This is a genomic window from Nitrosospira sp. Nsp2 (genome assembly GCF_003050965.1).
Taxonomy (GTDB): domain Bacteria; phylum Pseudomonadota; class Gammaproteobacteria; order Burkholderiales; family Nitrosomonadaceae; genus Nitrosospira.
Map to the genome: position 1 here is coordinate 67,509 of NZ_QAOU01000009.1, position 16,076 is coordinate 83,584.

General features: G+C 53.0%; 11 protein-coding genes. 5 read left to right on the forward strand and 6 right to left on the reverse strand.

Going from position 1 to position 16,076, the window contains the following annotated elements; all coding sequences use genetic code 11:
- The 4 genes from fdxA to glgC all read right to left on the reverse strand — a co-directional run bounded on the left by fdxA (position 1) and on the right by glgC (position 5,859).
- Positions 1 to 324, reverse strand: coding sequence for a ferredoxin FdxA (fdxA, locus tag C8R31_RS14760; protein ID WP_107694900.1), 324 nt, complete (start codon positions 322 to 324; stop codon positions 1 to 3).
- A gap of 174 nt (positions 325 to 498) precedes the next feature.
- Positions 499 to 2,523, reverse strand: a complete 2,025-nt coding sequence (locus C8R31_RS14765; RefSeq protein WP_107694839.1) for an alpha-amylase/4-alpha-glucanotransferase domain-containing protein — start codon at positions 2,521 to 2,523, stop codon at positions 499 to 501.
- A gap of 269 nt (positions 2,524 to 2,792) precedes the next feature.
- The gene (locus C8R31_RS14770) at positions 2,793 to 4,496 is read right to left on the reverse strand and encodes a glycoside hydrolase family 57 protein (protein ID WP_107694841.1); all 1,704 of its coding nucleotides are present in this window, start codon (positions 4,494 to 4,496) and stop codon (positions 2,793 to 2,795) included.
- Between the two features lie 85 nt (positions 4,497 to 4,581).
- Positions 4,582 to 5,859, reverse strand: coding sequence for a glucose-1-phosphate adenylyltransferase (glgC, locus tag C8R31_RS14775; protein ID WP_107694843.1), 1,278 nt, complete (start codon positions 5,857 to 5,859; stop codon positions 4,582 to 4,584).
- Positions 5,860 to 6,238: 379 nt separating this feature from the next.
- On the opposite strand from glgC, the gene glgB reads away from it, so the two are divergent.
- A complete protein-coding gene (gene glgB, locus C8R31_RS14780; RefSeq protein WP_107694901.1) occupies positions 6,239 to 8,458 on the forward strand; it encodes a 1,4-alpha-glucan branching protein GlgB in 2,220 nt (739 codons plus the stop codon).
- Between the two features lie 139 nt (positions 8,459 to 8,597).
- Complete coding sequence (gene glgA / locus C8R31_RS14785) at positions 8,598 to 10,070, forward strand: glycogen synthase GlgA (protein ID WP_107694845.1); 1,473 nt, start codon at positions 8,598 to 8,600, stop codon at positions 10,068 to 10,070.
- A gap of 71 nt (positions 10,071 to 10,141) precedes the next feature.
- Here glgA and glgP read toward each other — a convergent pair whose 3' ends face one another.
- Both glgP and orn read right to left on the reverse strand, forming a co-directional pair.
- Entirely contained in the window at positions 10,142 to 12,697 is a 2,556-nt protein-coding gene (gene glgP / locus C8R31_RS14790; protein ID WP_107694847.1) for an alpha-glucan family phosphorylase, read from the reverse strand.
- 81 nt (positions 12,698 to 12,778) lie between these two features.
- The gene (gene orn, locus C8R31_RS14795; RefSeq protein ID WP_107694848.1) at positions 12,779 to 13,324 is read right to left on the reverse strand and encodes an oligoribonuclease; all 546 of its coding nucleotides are present in this window, start codon (positions 13,322 to 13,324) and stop codon (positions 12,779 to 12,781) included.
- 111 nt (positions 13,325 to 13,435) lie between these two features.
- Here orn and C8R31_RS14800 point away from each other — a divergent pair, with 111 nt between their 5' ends.
- The 3 genes from C8R31_RS14800 (at position 13,436) to rsgA (ending at position 15,988) form a co-directional block, all read left to right on the forward strand.
- On the forward strand, positions 13,436 to 14,698 hold the full coding sequence (locus tag C8R31_RS14800) for a M48 family metallopeptidase (protein ID WP_181320637.1): 1,263 nt from the start codon (positions 13,436 to 13,438) through the stop codon (positions 14,696 to 14,698).
- A gap of 43 nt (positions 14,699 to 14,741) precedes the next feature.
- On the forward strand, positions 14,742 to 15,080 hold the full coding sequence (locus tag C8R31_RS14805) for a 4a-hydroxytetrahydrobiopterin dehydratase (RefSeq protein ID WP_107694851.1): 339 nt from the start codon (positions 14,742 to 14,744) through the stop codon (positions 15,078 to 15,080).
- Positions 15,081 to 15,229: 149 nt separating this feature from the next.
- Complete coding sequence (gene rsgA / locus C8R31_RS14810) at positions 15,230 to 15,988, forward strand: ribosome small subunit-dependent GTPase A (protein WP_258192729.1); 759 nt, start codon at positions 15,230 to 15,232, stop codon at positions 15,986 to 15,988.
- Positions 15,989 to 16,076: the final 88 nt, after the last annotated feature.

The following is a 16,076-nucleotide window of genomic DNA, read 5'->3' on the forward strand; positions in this document are numbered from 1 at the left end:
TCAGCGCTCCAGCTGTTCGAGCTTGCCTGATACTTTAGCCCAATCATCAGCTTCGGGCAGAGCGTCCTTTTTCTCGATAATGGGCTTCCACGCTTTCGATAGCTCCGCGTTCAGAGCGGTAAAATGCTGCTGGTCTGCCGGCACATCATCTTCGGAGAAAATAGCCTCCACTGGACACTCAGCCACGCACAGGGTGCAATCTATGCATTCATCAGGATCAATCACCAGAAAATTGGGCCCTTCGCGGAAACAATCCACCGGGCACACATCCACACAATCAGTGTATTTGCATTTGATACAACTTTCAGTTACTACGTAAGTCATGACAGATCCTTGCTGAGCTCTTTTGAGAATTTGCGATTTTACCAGAAATTTTATAGGCGCCGCTATAACTCTACGACCACCACAGGCTGCCGTGGATGCCATGCGCTCATCCGCTTTAGGCTGTAGTAAAGCCGGTGGTTCCCAACATGAAGTCGATAATATCCTGCTTCAGAATCAGGCAGCGATTGTGATGCCCTGCCCCCCGCTGATTTCGAGCGAAACCACCACTTCATCCATCCTCAACGCCCACTCCAGCGTGAGAGTAACCGCCTGCATGATTTTTTCAAACCCGCCTTCAGACTGTGACACCGAATAGCATGGTTGTGCGATTAACGCCACTGGGGATGAAATCTTCAGCTTTACGCTGCCCCCGAGCACATTATCATCCAGGGTCAGGTCGGTCATGGCCGAGAGTTCAAGCAGTTGTCCAAAACCGCAAAGAATCGCGCCATCGTGGATATAGCGTCCGCCCCATCCGTCGCAACTGGGCATCGCTATATTGATTTCGGTGCTGAATACACCACTGGCCCGGGGGAGAAAACGATACGATACGTATACTCCGTTACCGGCAAGCTCGATGTTTTTCAGCACGGACTCCGATAATAGTCCGACGCTCCAACCTGGGCCTTCAGCAGGACCTGCAGGATGCTGGTAAGTTATAAATCCGCCGTTCAGCCGGTCAACGAATAAACTTCGCATATGATCGTCAGCTTCCAGGTCTGCGGCATCAATTTTATGCTTGAAACTTACTCTCTCGTGTGCCGACGCAATGCCTGCCCCATTATGTTGGAAGCCGCTTCCGCTTCTATGAAGGTGCTCATAATAATGCTCGACCTGCCGCCTCAATGTATCGCCAAAATTATGCTTGAGCGCGTAGGAATCCAGTTCGCAGATACTGCCGGTACCGTCCAGTTTCAGCACCGCCTGGATACGGCCGTTCTGGAGATACAACTCCTCGATGCCATCCAGATCGGTATCTTCCACGAATCGTGCAGCGCGCATCTCGCACGCGTCGAGCATGGCCTCCAATTCAATCAGCGCCCTGAATACCGCGCGTCGCAGATGGGGTAGATACAGTCCGCCAAACAACCCGTGCCAATACGCATCATTTGCCTGTGCCTCATAGAGCTTGCGCTTCATGATTTCGTCATGCGTTGGCTCCCGCAGCAGGGCAAGGCGCGATGAAAGGCTCAGCATGCGTTTATGCATCCAATTGGATTCAGGATAACGGGAAAAGAAATTTTTCCAGATGCCGCCGCGAAGAAATGCCTTCTGGCCTTCATACCATCCGGCCGTCTTGGCCTGACGCACCAGGCTGGCATATATATTGGCGGGCTCGGCAGGAAGCGTCCACTCGTTCATTTCGATATAGGATGTGGTCGGCAGATACACAATGCCTCTTGTTTTTTCGGCGATATGATAATCCCTATAGTGCTGAGTCCGGATCAGGGACGAGGCGAGGATTCCCTGAATAAAATTATCCAGCCAGCCTTTTTCGTACACCCAGTGATAGGTCTCCGGCCAGATGCCAAATTTCTCAATATCATCAAAATAAATAGCGGCTATACCCCGCCCACCCACATTCGCGTGAGCCTGGGACTCGATGTAGGCCACCACTTCGTGCGCTGGAGAAAATGGCAACCTGTAACGCAAAGCTTCTGAAATAGGAAACAGATCGAGTACGCGCCCATCCTCCTCTGTGGTGAAATAGCCATTCAGCTCGGCCGCGGTTTTGCCCGCGCAGAGAAAATGATAATCGTCCACGATCACGTAGCGGATTCCGCAATCTGCCAACGCCGGAACCACCGTTGCTTCCCACACGCGCTCGGTTAACCACGCGCCAACCGGTCGCTTGCCCAGCTTCGTTTCCAGTTTGTCCGAAAACATCTCGATTTGGCCAATGCGATCGCGATTTGGAATCGCAGCAAGGACCGGCTCTGTATCACCCGCGCCGAATAACTCGACTTGGTCCCGTATCACCATCTCCCGCAGCAGCGCGATGTCTTCAGGATAGTGGTCGATCAGATAATCCAGAAGCCAGCCGGAAATGTGCAACGCAAAACGGAATTGCGGGTAGCGGTAAAGTACTTCGAGAAACGGCTTATAACAACGCTGGTGTGCATCTGCAAGCACTTCGGGAAAATTGCCGACCGGCTGATGAGCGTGAACGCCGAAAAGCAGAGAAACGGGTTGGGTCATCAAGTTCCTCGAATAGAAAAACGTTTAACGACGAAAATAGAAAAACGTTTAACGGCGAAGAATTCACGCTAAATGACAGGCCGCCGCTGCCAGCTAGCCAACACGTAGATACCCACGGAACACAGCGGGCAGCCATTTCGCGAAACTGATCAGAAGTGCTTGTTTAAATCGAGTTGCGCAGGACTTGTCCAGCCATAATCACAGCAAAAATTAGCGCAAGGCAGACAGGAGCGCATAATCTCGTTACGGCGGCGTTACGAAGCACGTCCTCAGGAAGCCCGTCTCATGGCGCCCCCCAACTCTGACGTCTCCCCACCGCCCTGGCTGATCGGTTCATATACGGATTCGGGCACCGGAAGTCGGAGCAGCCCGTACAGATTGGCAAGGTTATCGCGGAACAGACGGTCGAAGCTCGCCACCACATAGGGAGAGTTATAATCGCCCAGCCACCAGAACCAGTCAGAACTTTCGCAGGAGGCGAGTTGTCGTTCCGCCTTCTGCTTCTCCTCGTCAGTCAGGCGTCCGCTTTGCATCACCAGGTCATAGCTATGCTTGGCGGCACAGAGCAAATCCCACGCGCGATTTTTGTCCGGGTCGCCGATCCAGGTGGAGAATGTGCCGTAAACCCAGCTGCCCGCGGCCAGCACCGGGAGAGTCGTAACTTCTGCGGGATGTAATGACGAAATATAGTCTCGGTAAGTAGTGACCCGGATCGATTCATGGTTCTCCAGAATCTCATAGAGATCATTGAGAAAGTAATATCCGTTGTAGGGATAATATTCCCACGCATTTTCGCCATCAAGAATGATGCTGACCACTGGGCACTCCCCAGGGGGCGCATTACGGGCGATATCTTCGAGCGAATGGACCAGATGCTCAGCCGCGTCGCGCCCGAACCATTTTGAATACTCGAAGCCGATCATGTCTGAAAGTCTCTCGTCGCGGAAAAAACAGGTAACGCTATCGGCGCGGCCATTAATCCGATATGGGCGGTATAGGTAGCGACTCCTTTCAGGCAAGGGCGCGGCGGGAAATGATTTTCGCAGACTGTTGGCGAGCACGCCTTCGCCGCTTGCGGTCCAGTGGCAGTGTTGTTCAGCCAGAATTTCCAATAGTGGCCCTGATACCGCACCCTCAGCCGGCCATACACCGCTGGGCTTTATACCAAAACGCCGCGTGTGAGCTTCGGTGGCAGACGACAAGTGCCATGCAACACGGCTGCGACCACCCGGGTAATTACTTTCCGCCGGTAAATTGGCATTAGGCATGCTGTCAAGCGCGGAAGAAAAGTCGATTAGTAATGGGGCTAGCGGATGGTAATGCGGAGTAGTGGACAATTCGATCTGCCCCGACTCGGCTAGCTTGCGATAGCGAGGGATCAATCCCTGAATCAGCTCTCCGATCACCTCGAGTAACTGAAGCCGGTCCGCATAACTGAAACACCTGCCTTGCGTCATTAACCGTACCACCGTCTCATTGCTTCGGCGCACGCTCTCACCCGTCCATGCCAGGTGATACCAAACGAGCAAGTCCGCAAGATACTGCCCGGAGAGATAGCCCAACTCTGCCTCGCCACGTTGCCGCAGCGTTTCATGCATCTCATGCAACCGCTTGTATGCGGGATACGGTTGCATCATGGTTGAGTGATTGCTGCGAAAGCAACTATCAAACGTCCGCAGACGATCCTCAGTAGAAATCTTGTCAAGATCCGGGGCAGCGAGTACACGCAGGAGCGGATCCCGCAACTTCCCGGAGGCGAACTGCGCGGCGTAATCCTCCAATTGATCCAGGAGCACGGGCACGAAATTAACTACCGCCTTAATCGACGGGTGTGCTTCCAGATGGGCCGCCATATCGCTGTAATCCTTGATGGCGTGCAAGTAAACCCAAGGCAACATGAATTCGCCGGTCTCGTAATTACGGTAATCCGGCTGGTGCATGTGCCAAAGCAAGACAAAATGTAATTGTTGCATGTCGATTCAAACCCGATTAAAGGAGCCTTATATACCCTACACAAACACGGCGTTCACTACCGTCATCCCTCGCAGTGATTCGTTCTCATCTGACATAATGTATCTTTTGCCCGAGCATTTCAGGCGTTATGAGCGTAATGCCGTTTTCCGTGACATAAAACCGCTTTTGGTCTTCCAGCGGATCAAAGCCTGCCGTTAGTCCAGGAGGAATGATACAGTTCTTGTCCACTACGACGCGTCTCAGGCGCACGTGTCGGCCGATATCCACGTTAGGCAATATCACCGAGTCTTCGATACTGCTGTAGCTGCGCACTTGCACATTGGAAAATAACAATGACCGGCGAACCGTCGCCCCGCTGATAATGCAACCACCGGAAACCATTGAGTCAAGCGCCTGCCCCCGCCGGTCATCGTCGTCGAAAACGAATTTGGCCGGAGGCAATTGTTCCTGGTGAGTCCAGATTGGCCAGTCCTTGTCATATAGATTGAGGTCCGGCGTGACATGGGTGAGGTCAAGATTTGCCTCCCAGTACGCATCCACGGTCCCGACGTCGCGCCAGTATGGCACACCCGATACCATGTTGACGCAACTATCAGCAAAACGGTGAGCATATACCCGGTGCCGTGGAACCAGGTACGGAATCAGATCCTTACCAAAATCACGGGAAGAGTGTGGGTCATCATGATCACGAATTAGCTGCTCGAATAGGAATTGCGCATTGAACACATAGACGCCCATGTTGGCAAGCGCGTACCCAGGCTGACCGGGCATAGAGGGCGGATGGGCTGGTTTCTCGTCAAAGCCTATGACCCGCCAATCCTCGTTTACGTTCATGACCCCGAACCCGCTTGCCTCCGCTACCGGGACCCCGACACATGCCACAGTCATATCTGCGGACTTTTCCACGTGCCAGGCAAGGAGTTTGCTGTAGTCCATCTTATAAACATGATCCCCACCCAGGATGAGCACATGATCAGGATTATAAACCCGAAGTATATCGATATTCTGATACACGGCATCGGCGGTGCCTTGATACCAGGTTTCCTCGATACGCTGCTGCGCCGGCAGCAATTCCACGAATTCCTGAAAGCGCCCATCAAGAAATCCCCATCCATGCTGAATATGGCTGATCAGGCTCTGTGACTTGTACTGCGTCGCAACGCCGATACGGCGGATACCGGAATTAACACAATTTGAAAGCGGAAAATCAATTATCCGGAATTTGCCCCCAAACGGTACCGCTGGCTTTGCGCGCCAGTCAGTCAGTTGACGTAGCCGGCTACCGCGCCCCCCAGCCAGTATTATCGCCATCGAATTTCTCGTAAGGTGGCTATAAAAACGTGCGTCGGCGTCCTGCTTCATGTGAAATTCTTCTGCATGGGTTGGATCTCCATTTTGTTACACCCTCCAGTAGCTCCAACTGAGCGCTGTAGAGTGAGCGGGGCTCGCGCGCGCACGGTATGCGGCAATGAGCTTGGATACGTGCGATACAAAGGTTGATAAACTTGAGCCCGACGGCTTTACAGAACCTCACATGGGATGAGGCTTTCTCGGCACACTTCGTCCAACCACGTTAGGTGCCATACATATTACGCAGCAGGGGTTGGCATAAAGGCAGTACGCAGGTAGCCGGTAATGCTTTCTCAGGATACATTATTGCAGTTGTTAAGTTTTTCCGCAGCAATCTTTGTTCAAGTCATGTTCGCTGCCCAGCGTATCTCCCGCAAGCTATAATCCCTCCATGCAATCAAACCTGCAAGTCGACACGTCCGTTAGATCCCATCCGCTGACTGAAGCATTATTGACAGCGCGGCTTCACGATCCTTTCAGCTACCTGGGCGCGCGCGCAGAATCTGATTATAGTCTGGTACGGGTATTCTATCCTTACGCGAGCAAGGTATGGATTAATACAGGGAGCGCTTTCGCTGCAATGACGCGGACCCATCCCGTCGGGGTTTTCGAGTGGCGCGGAGCGGCCATGCCGCCCATGCCCTATCTTTTGCGTGTCGAGGACAACAACGCGGCGCTGCCGGCGCCCCAGATCTATGAAACGTATGATTCATATGGTTTTGCGCCCCAAATTCCCGAGTACGACCTTTACCTGTTTAATGAAGGGAAACTGACGCAGGCTTATCGCACTTTAGGTTCTCATATTTTCGAGATTGATGGAGTCGCGGGAGTGCTTTTCTCCGTATGGGCTCCCAATGCGGGGCGGGTCAGCGTTGTCGGCGAATTTAACCGGTGGGATGGACGAGTAAATCAGATGGCGGTGGATGGGCTCAGCGGGGTATGGAAATTGTTTATCCCCGGACTGCGGTCGAATTCGCTTTATAAGTACGAAATTCGCAACCGTGACAGCGGCGAAATCCTGCTTAAGACCGATCCTTATGCCACTCAGCATGAATTGCGCCCGCATACCGCGGCGCTCACTCCCCATGCCGGCGAGGCCGTATGGCAGGATGCGGAATGGATGGCAAGCCGGGCGATATGGGATTGGTTGCACGCTCCGCTCAACATTTACGAGATCCATGCCGGATCATGGAAACGGCATCCCGACGGCCGATTTTATTCCTATCGTGAACTTGCCAGCCATCTGATCCCGTATGTACAACAGATGGGGTACACCCATGTTGAATTGCTCCCCATTTCAGAACACCCGCTCGACGAGTCCTGGGGGTATCAAACCACCGGATATTTTTCCCCTACGAGTCGCTACGGTTCACCGGACGACCTTAAATTTTTCATTAATGCCTGCCATAGCCAAGGAATCGGGGTCATTCTCGACTGGGTACCCGCGCACTTTCCACAGGATGCGTTTGCGCTGGCGCGATTCGACGGTAGCGCATTGTATGAACACGAAGATCCCCGTTTGGGTCTACATCAGGATTGGGGTACCTGCATTTTCAATTATGGCCGCAATGAGGTGAAATCGTTTCTCCTGTCGAGCGCCCATTACTGGCTGGCCGAATTCCACCTTGATGGGCTGCGAGTTGATGCCGTCGCATCCATGCTCTATCTCGATTACTCCCGTAACCCAGGCGAATGGGTGCCGAACAAATTCGGAGGCAGGGAAAACCTGGCAGCGATCGATTTTTTGCGCGAATTGAATATCATGGTACACCAGGAGTTTCCCGGTGCGCTGACGCTGGCTGAAGAGTCCACGGCGTGGCCGGCGGTATCCCATCCCACTTATGTCGGCGGGTTGGGATTTTCCATCAAATGGAACATGGGCTGGATGAACGACACGCTTTCATATATGCACACTAATCCGGTATTCCGCCGCTTTCATCACGACCAACTCACGTTCGGCCAGTTGTATGCCTACACCGAGAATTTTGTGCTGCCCTTGTCGCACGATGAGGTGGTCCATGGCAAGGGATCCCTATTAGGTAAAATGCCGGGGGATGCGTGGCAGCAATTCGCTAACCTGCGCCTCTTGGTTACCTATCAAATAACCTATCCCGGCAAGAAACTCAATTTCATGGGTAATGAATTTGCACAGGGACGCGAGTGGAACTCAGGACGGGAATTGAATTGGGAGCAGTTAAGATATGAACAGCACAGAGGCATGCAAACCGCCGTGCGCGATCTCAACCATCTCTACCGCACGCTACCCGCGTTACATCAGCTTGATTTCTCAGCAGGAGGCTTCGACTGGGTGGACTGCCATGACGCGGATAACTCAGTCATCAGCTATCTACGTTTTGCAAGCGACGGCTCATTTGTGCTTGTTGTCCTGAACTTTACGCCGGTGCCACGCACCCATTACCGCATCGGCGTACCTGCAGGCGGTATTTATCGCGAGATATTCAATAGCGATTCCCACCATTACGGAGGCAGCAATCTGGGAAACATGGGAGCTATCGATGCTACTGACCAACCCTGGATGGGGCTGCGCCATTCGATCGTCATCACGTTGCCGCCCCTGGCGGGAATTATTTTTTCTCCGCAGCCTGCCTGACATCGTGGGTGCCTATGCACGTGTCGCACTCTACGACCGATTGGGGCAGCCTCACGTTAGAAGCTGAGTCCCTCTACGGCTGTTCCATCAGCCCGACAGTACGAAAACCGAACTATACAAATAATTAACCGGTTTATTCATGGCGCCCGTTTCATCACATTCCATCCCTCGCGTGTTATTCCTCACGCCGGAGCTTCACCCTCTCATTAAAACCGGCGGACTCGGGGACGTCAGCGCGGCATTGCCCCAGGCGTTACGCGAATTGGGTGTGGATGTGCGCGTGCTTATACCGGGGTACCCTGCTGTATTAGCCGGACTACCAAACAAACAAAAAATCGCGGAATTTGGCGCTCAATCTCCCTTCCCCGCGGCGACGCTGCTATCTGCAAGCTCACCTGGATCGGTTCCCATCTTCATCGTCGAGTGCCCTGCGCTTTACCAGCGCGACGGTGGCCCCTATGTGGATGCTGACGGGCGCGACTGGACGGATAATGCATTACGTTTCGGTTTCCTCTCAAAAACAGGCGCATTGCTTGCGAGTGATGACAGCCCCCTTTCCTGGCGGCCTGAAATTGTCCATTGCAATGACTGGCAAAGTGGCCTTGTACCGGCGTACCTGCACTTCCATTCGGGGAAGAAGGCGGCGTCCCTGATGACGATCCATAATCTGGCTTTCCAGGGCATCTATCCTCCGGACACCGTAACTCAACTTGGTCTGCCCCAGGAATGCTTTGGAATAAACGGCGTCGAATATTTCGGTGACATGTCGTTTCTAAAGGCAGGGCTATATTATTCCGACCATGTCACCACCGTAAGCCCCACCTACGCCAGGGAAATCCAGACTACACCGCTGGGCTTCGGCATGGAAGGCTTGTTGGCCTCGCGCCGCGAACATGTTAGCGGCATTCTCAACGGCATAGACACTGCTGAATGGAACCCCGCCACCGATCGGGCGCTCGTGCGCAACTATACTGCCGCCAGCCTCTCGGTTAAAACCGCCAATAAAATGCCATTGCAGCGGCGGTTGGGTCTGACCGTGGCTCCTCACATTCCGTTATTCGGCGCGGTCAGCCGATTTGCTTATCAGAAAGGTTACGACCTGTTGCTTCAAATCGCGAGCAGGTTAACTGAGCTACCAGCTCAACTGATCGTGCTCGGAAGCGGGGACCATGCGCTGGAACAGGAGTTGACTAATCTGGCCAGAAAGCATCCCGGCAAAATCGCCGTCCGCGTTGGCTTCGATGAAAAACTTGCCCACTTGATCGAGGCCGGCGTGGATAGCCTTTTAATGCCTTCCCGCTTCGAGCCCTGTGGCCTTAATCAAATGTATAGCCAGCGCTATGGCACGCCTCCACTGGTCCATGCAACCGGAGGTCTGCTGGACACGGTAGTGGATTGCACGCCCGCGACTCTCGCTGACGGAAGTGCGAGTGGTTTCCTGTTCTCGGACATGACCACCAGCAGTTTTCTCGACGCTATCATCCGCGCCACTTCGGCATATCATAATAAACCGGTATGGCGCAGCCTGATGCACAACGGCATGATGAAGGATTTCAGCTGGCGCGCCAGCGCTGCACGCTATCGGAGCGTATACCTTTCGCTGTTATCCTGATCCAAAAAGAAGTACCGCTCATGACCGCATTGAATGCGAATGGATACTCAGCCAATAGAATCAGAAGAAACTTAAAGCCATATCATCATACCCATTTCGAAGGGATGCGTCAGCAACGGCTGATACGGATACATACGAATATAATAGTCGAGCTTGCCACATAAATCGGGGGTGAGATCCAACTCAAACAGGTGCTCATCCGATTGCTGCACATCCGTATATTTGAACCGAAAATGCTTGTACTCGCAAAGCGTCGCGGTTTTTAGCTTACGACAAATCAACAGTTCCACTACCACGTCCTCAGGCTGCAGCCCGTTCAGCCTGACCGCGACTTGAAAATGCAGTCCTTCGCCGAAACTGATGCGTTTGAGTGGCGTGTCCAGCCGGCGCATCGTCACGCCTCCCCAGACCTTTTTTACGTGTGCCTTCCAGGCCGCGACCCGTTTTGCCCCGTCAAAGTTGTTATCAGCATACCGCGCCCCCTGTCTGCTGGCTGACACATAAAATTTTGCTGCGTATTCGCTCACCATGCGCGCGCCGTTGTATCGCGGCAACAGAGACATCATGGAATTTTTGGCCATTTTCACCCACCCGGGTGAATAACCCAGCTTATCCCGAGCATAATATAAAGGCACCACGTGGTCCTGCAGCGTTTCGTAAAACTCTTTGCTTTCTTCCTTGTCGCGGAGCGCGGAAGCCATATTCTCGAGCCCCGGCTTGATTGCCCAGCCATTTTTGCCGTTATAGCCCTCTCCCCACCAGCCATCGAGCACGCTCAGGTTGAGCGTCCCGTTGATCCCGGCTTTCATGCCTGAGGTACCACTCGCTTCCAGGGGATAAACCGGGCTGTTAAGCCAGACATCTACGCCGGCCACCAGCCGCCGGGCGAGCCGCAGGTCGTAATCCTCAACCAGCAGAAGTTGTCCTTCGAATTCCGGCAGGCCCGCAACCTCGCTGATGCGCCGGATCAGATCCTGGCCCGGCACGTCGGCGGGATGGGCCTTACCGGCAAAAACGATCATCACCGGATGTTCGTGATGAAGCACAATCCTACGCAACCAATCGAGATCTTCGAAGAGCAGCGTGGCGCGTTTGTAGGTAGCAAAGCGACGGGCAAATCCGAGCGTTAGTATATTGGGATTAAGGGGGTCGGAAAATTTGAGCAAACGGTCCAGATGCGCTTCCGAACCGCGATTGCGCGCATTTTGCTTGGCCAGGCGCTCACGTATGCCATAAATCATCTGCGATTTGAGTGACTGCCGCACGCTCCAGAATAAATGATCGGGTATGGCATCGATGCGCAACCAGAACTCCGGGTCACTCATATTGCTGCGCCATTCGTAACCGAGATAGCGGTCGAACAGATCGGACCATTCTTGCGCCAGAAAGGTGGGAACATGCACACCGTTGGTGATGTAGGTTATAGGATTTTCTTCCGGCTCTATCTGAGGCCATAAATCCCTGCAGATGTGTGCGGACACATTGCCGTGTATTTTGCTCACCCCGTTTTGAAAGCGCGAAACGCGAACCGCGAGATCTGTCATGTTGAAATCGTGAGTATCGGGATCCCAGCCGAGCGCCATGAACTCGTCCCGGGTCGTTCCGAGCTCATGAAAAAAATTGCCGAAATATGTGGAAATCATCTCTCCGCTGAAGTGATCGTGCCCTGCGGGTACAGCTGTATGAGTGGTGAAGACGGTGTTCGCCGCCACCCCCTCCAGTGCGCTGGGAAAATCGAGTCCTTGCTGAACCAGGCCACGCATCCGCTCCAGCATCATGAACGCCGCATGGCCTTCATTGATATGCCATATGGTCGGCTTGATTCCCAGCTCCCGCAATGCGCGGACGCCGCCAATGCCGAGTATGATTTCCTGCTCAATCCGATTTGTCCCGTCTCCGCCGTAAAGCTGATGGGTTATATCGCGGTCATCGGCAGAATTTTCCTGCAAATCGGTATCCAGCAGATAAAGCGTGACGTGACCTATTTTTGCCCGCCAAACCTTCACCATCACTTTGCGTTGCGGCAGGTTTACCACGATGCGGACTTCTGAACCCTTCTCGTCGAGTACCGGCGTCACGGGCAGGTCTTCGAAATCCGAACTGGTATATGTGACCTGCTGGTTTCCGTGGTTGTCGATGGTTTGAAAGAAATAACCCTGCCTGTAAAGCAAGCCGACCCCGACCAGCGGCAAACGCAGATCGCTGGCCGCCTTGCAATGGTCGCCTGCCAGAATGCCTAGTCCACCGGAATAAATTGGAAAACTTTCATGGAAACCGAACTCGAAACAAAAATACGCCACCTGGTCCTTCGGATGTAGCCCTCCAGGCGTAGCGGTCCGCACCGGTTCGGAATGATAGGAATCGTAAGCGGAGAGAATGCTGTTGTAATTAGAAAGGAATACCTGATCCTCTGCGGCCTTTAACAACAACGATTCGTCCACACGTTTGAGAAAAGCCTTCGGATTATGGCCAACTGCACCCCAAAGACCGGGGTGCAGACGCGAAAAAAGTGAACGCGTAGAGCGATCCCAGCTGTACCAGAGATCGTTAGCCAGTTCCTCAAGACGCTCCAGTCTTTTTGGTATCTTGGGGTTGACTGCGATGGTGAAGGGGGTTGCGTGCGGCATAGGTGTTTTCCTTGAATGGGGATAGGATTGAAGCTACCTCAACCGGAAATTATTTCTAGTCTCGTCGCGCTATTCAATTGCCTATGCGTTGATAAACGTCTGACGGTAGTACTTCATTTCGGCAATTGAGTCGTAGATATCCGCGAGCGCCTCGTGCTTGCCCAATTTCTCGAGGCCAGCAAGAATGTCTGGCTTCCAGCGTTTTGCCAGCTCCTTCAGGGTGCTAACGTCCAGATTTCGGTAGTGGAAATATTCTTCCAGCTGTGGCATGCACCGGGCCAAAAAGCGGCGATCCTGACAGATCGAGTTGCCGCACATGGGTGAGATTCCGGGAGGAACATGGTCTTGCAGAAACGCGATCATGCGTTCTTCCGCGGCCTCCTCCGTGAGGATGGATGATCTCACCTTGTCAATCAGGCCGGATTTTGAATGCGTTGACTTATTCCAGCTGTCCATATCATTGAGTACCGTATCCGGCTGGGATATGACCAGCACCGGCGCCTCGGCGATGACACCCAACTGCGAATCGGTAACCACCAGAGCGACTTCGAGGATACGGTCAGTCTGCGGGCAAAGGCCGCTCATTTCCATATCTATCCAGATGAGGTTGTTGATATCTTGTGCCATAATGGAAACCACTTACGGAATTTTCAATATGTAATTGTGTCATATCGGTACTGAGCCGTCACCGTGACTTTTTAATGTTGGAAGCAGAGGACCATAGCCATCCTGTCGATCATGCAAACTTTCTCAGCCGTCTTTCTTGCCGCCCTGATCTTAACCCTGATTACGAGGATGTGGCTGGCAACGCGCCATATTCGCCATGTTCGGGCGAACCGCGGCCACGTACCTGCGAATTTTTCTTCCCAAATTACGCTCGAAGCGCATCAGAAGGCCGCGGACTATACATGCGCCAAGACGCGCCTGGGATATCTGAGCATGTCCCTGGAAGCGATGGTTTTGCTGATACTTACTTTAGGGGGCGGATTGAGTGCGCTAACTGCTTTTTGGTCGGGTTGGTTAGACGATCCAATCATGCACGGCACGGCGCTTATAATCAGTACGATATTGCTGATGAGTGCACTCGGAATTCCTATAGGTTACTACCGAGCATTCGTCATCGAAGAGCAGTTTGGTTTTAACAAAATGACACCCCGCATGTTTTTTCTCGACCTCGCTAAACAGAGCTTTTTGGCGATCCTGCTTGGCGTGCCGCTGATCCTGGGCGTGTTGTGGCTGATGGAGAAAATGGGTCCGAACTGGTGGTTTTATGCATGGCTTGCATGGATGGCCTTCAATATCGTTTTGCTTGCCATATTTCCCACCTGGATCGCGCCAATTTTCAACAAATTCACCCCTCTCGCTGACACGTCCCTCAAAACACGCGTCGAACAGCTGATGCGGAAATGTGGCTTCAAATCCAGCGGCCTTTTTGTGATGGATGGCTCACGCCGCAGCAACCATGGTAACGCTTATTTCACTGGTTTCGGTAAAACCAAACGAATTGTTTTTTTCGATACGTTGCTTTCCCGTCTCGATATTTCTGAAATTGAGGCGGTGCTCGCGCATGAGCTGGGCCACTTCAAGCGTCATCACGTTATCAAACGCATCGCGCTAAGTTTTTCGATGAGCCTTGTATTCTTGTGGGTACTGGGCTACTTGATGCAGCAAAGCTGGTTTTACGAGGGGCTGGGGGTTTCGGTTTCATCAATACCCTCCCCGGCAATGGCGCTGTTATTATTTTTTATCGTCATGCCCGTATTCACGTTCCTGTTTCAGCCGTTGGCCAGCGTATATTCACGGCGGCATGAATTCGAGGCCGACGAGTACGCCGCGCACAATGCTTCGGCTGCTGATCTCACCCGGGCATTGGTGAAACTTTACCAGGATAATGCGTCGACGCTTACGCCCGATCCCTTGCATTCGGCGTTTTATGATTCACATCCGCCGGCCGCGCTCAGGATATCGCGTCTTCAGAGCTTGGCGCAAAATACGGTTTGATCGCGTACCCGGGATCTTATGCTAATTACTAAGAGGAGTAAAAATGAGCGATACAGGTGACCTTGCGCATAAGAAGTGCAAACCTTGCGAGGGTGTTATGCCGCCACTCTCTGTCAGCGAAGTCGCCATACTGATGGAGCAACTCGACGAATGGGAGTTCCTAGAGAAAACGATCCGGAAAGACTTTCATTTCAAGAATTATTATCAGACGACTGCCTTTGTCAACGCGGTTGCCTGGATCTCTCATCGAGAAGACCATCACCCCGATCTGATAGTGGGCTACAATAAATGCAGAGTGGAATACACCACGCACGCAATCGGTGGGCTATCAGAGAACGATTTTATTTGCGCCGCCAAGGTTGATACGCTGTTCACGATTTGAGACCGGTTCACTCTACCTCAGCGGCGCCGCTCATTACCGGACAAATAGTCGCCGCGTTTGGTAGAAATTTTCTCATTAGCACCTCTAACGGCACAGTTCTGTCTTGCGTCATGCGCGGCAAAAAGGGAGGCGCAGCATGCGGCGACAGGGTGAAAGTCCGACTATCGGCGTCCGGGCAGGGGGTAATAGAGGAGATACTGCCCCGCACGTCAGTGCTGTACCGCAGCGACGCGGCCCGTCAGAAACTCATCGCCGCGAACGTCACCCAATTGGTTATCGTCGTCGCCGCTGTTCCGAGTTTTAGCGAGGAGATGGTTAACCACTGTATTGCGGCTGCTGAGCAGCAGAAGTTAAAGGTACTGCTCGTATGCAATAAGGCTGACCTGATTGAACCATCCCGCCACGCCTTTTCTACCCTCGCCCTCTACCGCGAACTGGGTTACCCCGTGCTACAGCTTAGTGCAAAAAACGATAGCGTCCCGTTATTACCCCACCTGCATGGTCATCTAAGTATTCTCATAGGCCAGTCCGGCATGGGCAAATCGACTCTAGTCAACGCGCTCGTACCCGCGGCCGAACGGGCGACTGCTGATATTTCCGTTGCGCTCGATACCGGGCGGCATACCACGACGCACGCCAAACTCTATTATCTCGACGACGATAGCGGACTCATTGATTCCCCGGGCATGCAGGAATTTGGTCTATATCATTTGAATGTCGAGGAACTGGCGTGGGGATTTATTGAATTTCGTCCCTACATCGGACAATGCAGGTTCAATAATTGCCGTCATGGATGTGAACCTGGATGTGCGCTTACGCAGGCAATGCGGGAGGGGAAGATCAGTGGGCGACGCGTTACTTTTTATCAAAAACTGCTGCAGGCCGGCACCGCGGGGAGCCCACCATGAGCTTTTAGAACAGATCGGTTTTAGCCGGTTTTACAGCGAGCGGAACTTAATAAATTCCGCTCGCCGAGTTTTGAGGCCGAAATAAAGA

Excerpts from the sequence above, each read along its gene's own strand:
- fdxA (WP_107694900.1), bottom strand. The coding sequence starts at position 324 with ATGACTTACGTAGTAACTGAAAGTTGTATCAAATGCAAATACACTGAT.
- C8R31_RS14765 (WP_107694839.1), bottom strand. The coding sequence starts at position 2,523 with ATGACCCAACCCGTTTCTCTGCTTTTCGGCGTTCACGCTCATCAGCCG.
- C8R31_RS14770 (WP_107694841.1), bottom strand. The coding sequence starts at position 4,496 with ATGCAACAATTACATTTTGTCTTGCTTTGGCACATGCACCAGCCGGAT.
- glgC (WP_107694843.1), bottom strand. The coding sequence starts at position 5,859 with ATGAAGCAGGACGCCGACGCACGTTTTTATAGCCACCTTACGAGAAAT.
- glgB (WP_107694901.1), top strand. The coding sequence starts at position 6,239 with ATGCAATCAAACCTGCAAGTCGACACGTCCGTTAGATCCCATCCGCTG.
- glgA (WP_107694845.1), top strand. The coding sequence starts at position 8,598 with ATGGCGCCCGTTTCATCACATTCCATCCCTCGCGTGTTATTCCTCACG.
- glgP (WP_107694847.1), bottom strand. The coding sequence starts at position 12,697 with ATGCCGCACGCAACCCCCTTCACCATCGCAGTCAACCCCAAGATACCA.
- orn (WP_107694848.1), bottom strand. The coding sequence starts at position 13,324 with ATGGCACAAGATATCAACAACCTCATCTGGATAGATATGGAAATGAGC.
- C8R31_RS14800 (WP_181320637.1), top strand. The coding sequence starts at position 13,436 with ATGCAAACTTTCTCAGCCGTCTTTCTTGCCGCCCTGATCTTAACCCTG.
- C8R31_RS14805 (WP_107694851.1), top strand. The coding sequence starts at position 14,742 with ATGAGCGATACAGGTGACCTTGCGCATAAGAAGTGCAAACCTTGCGAG.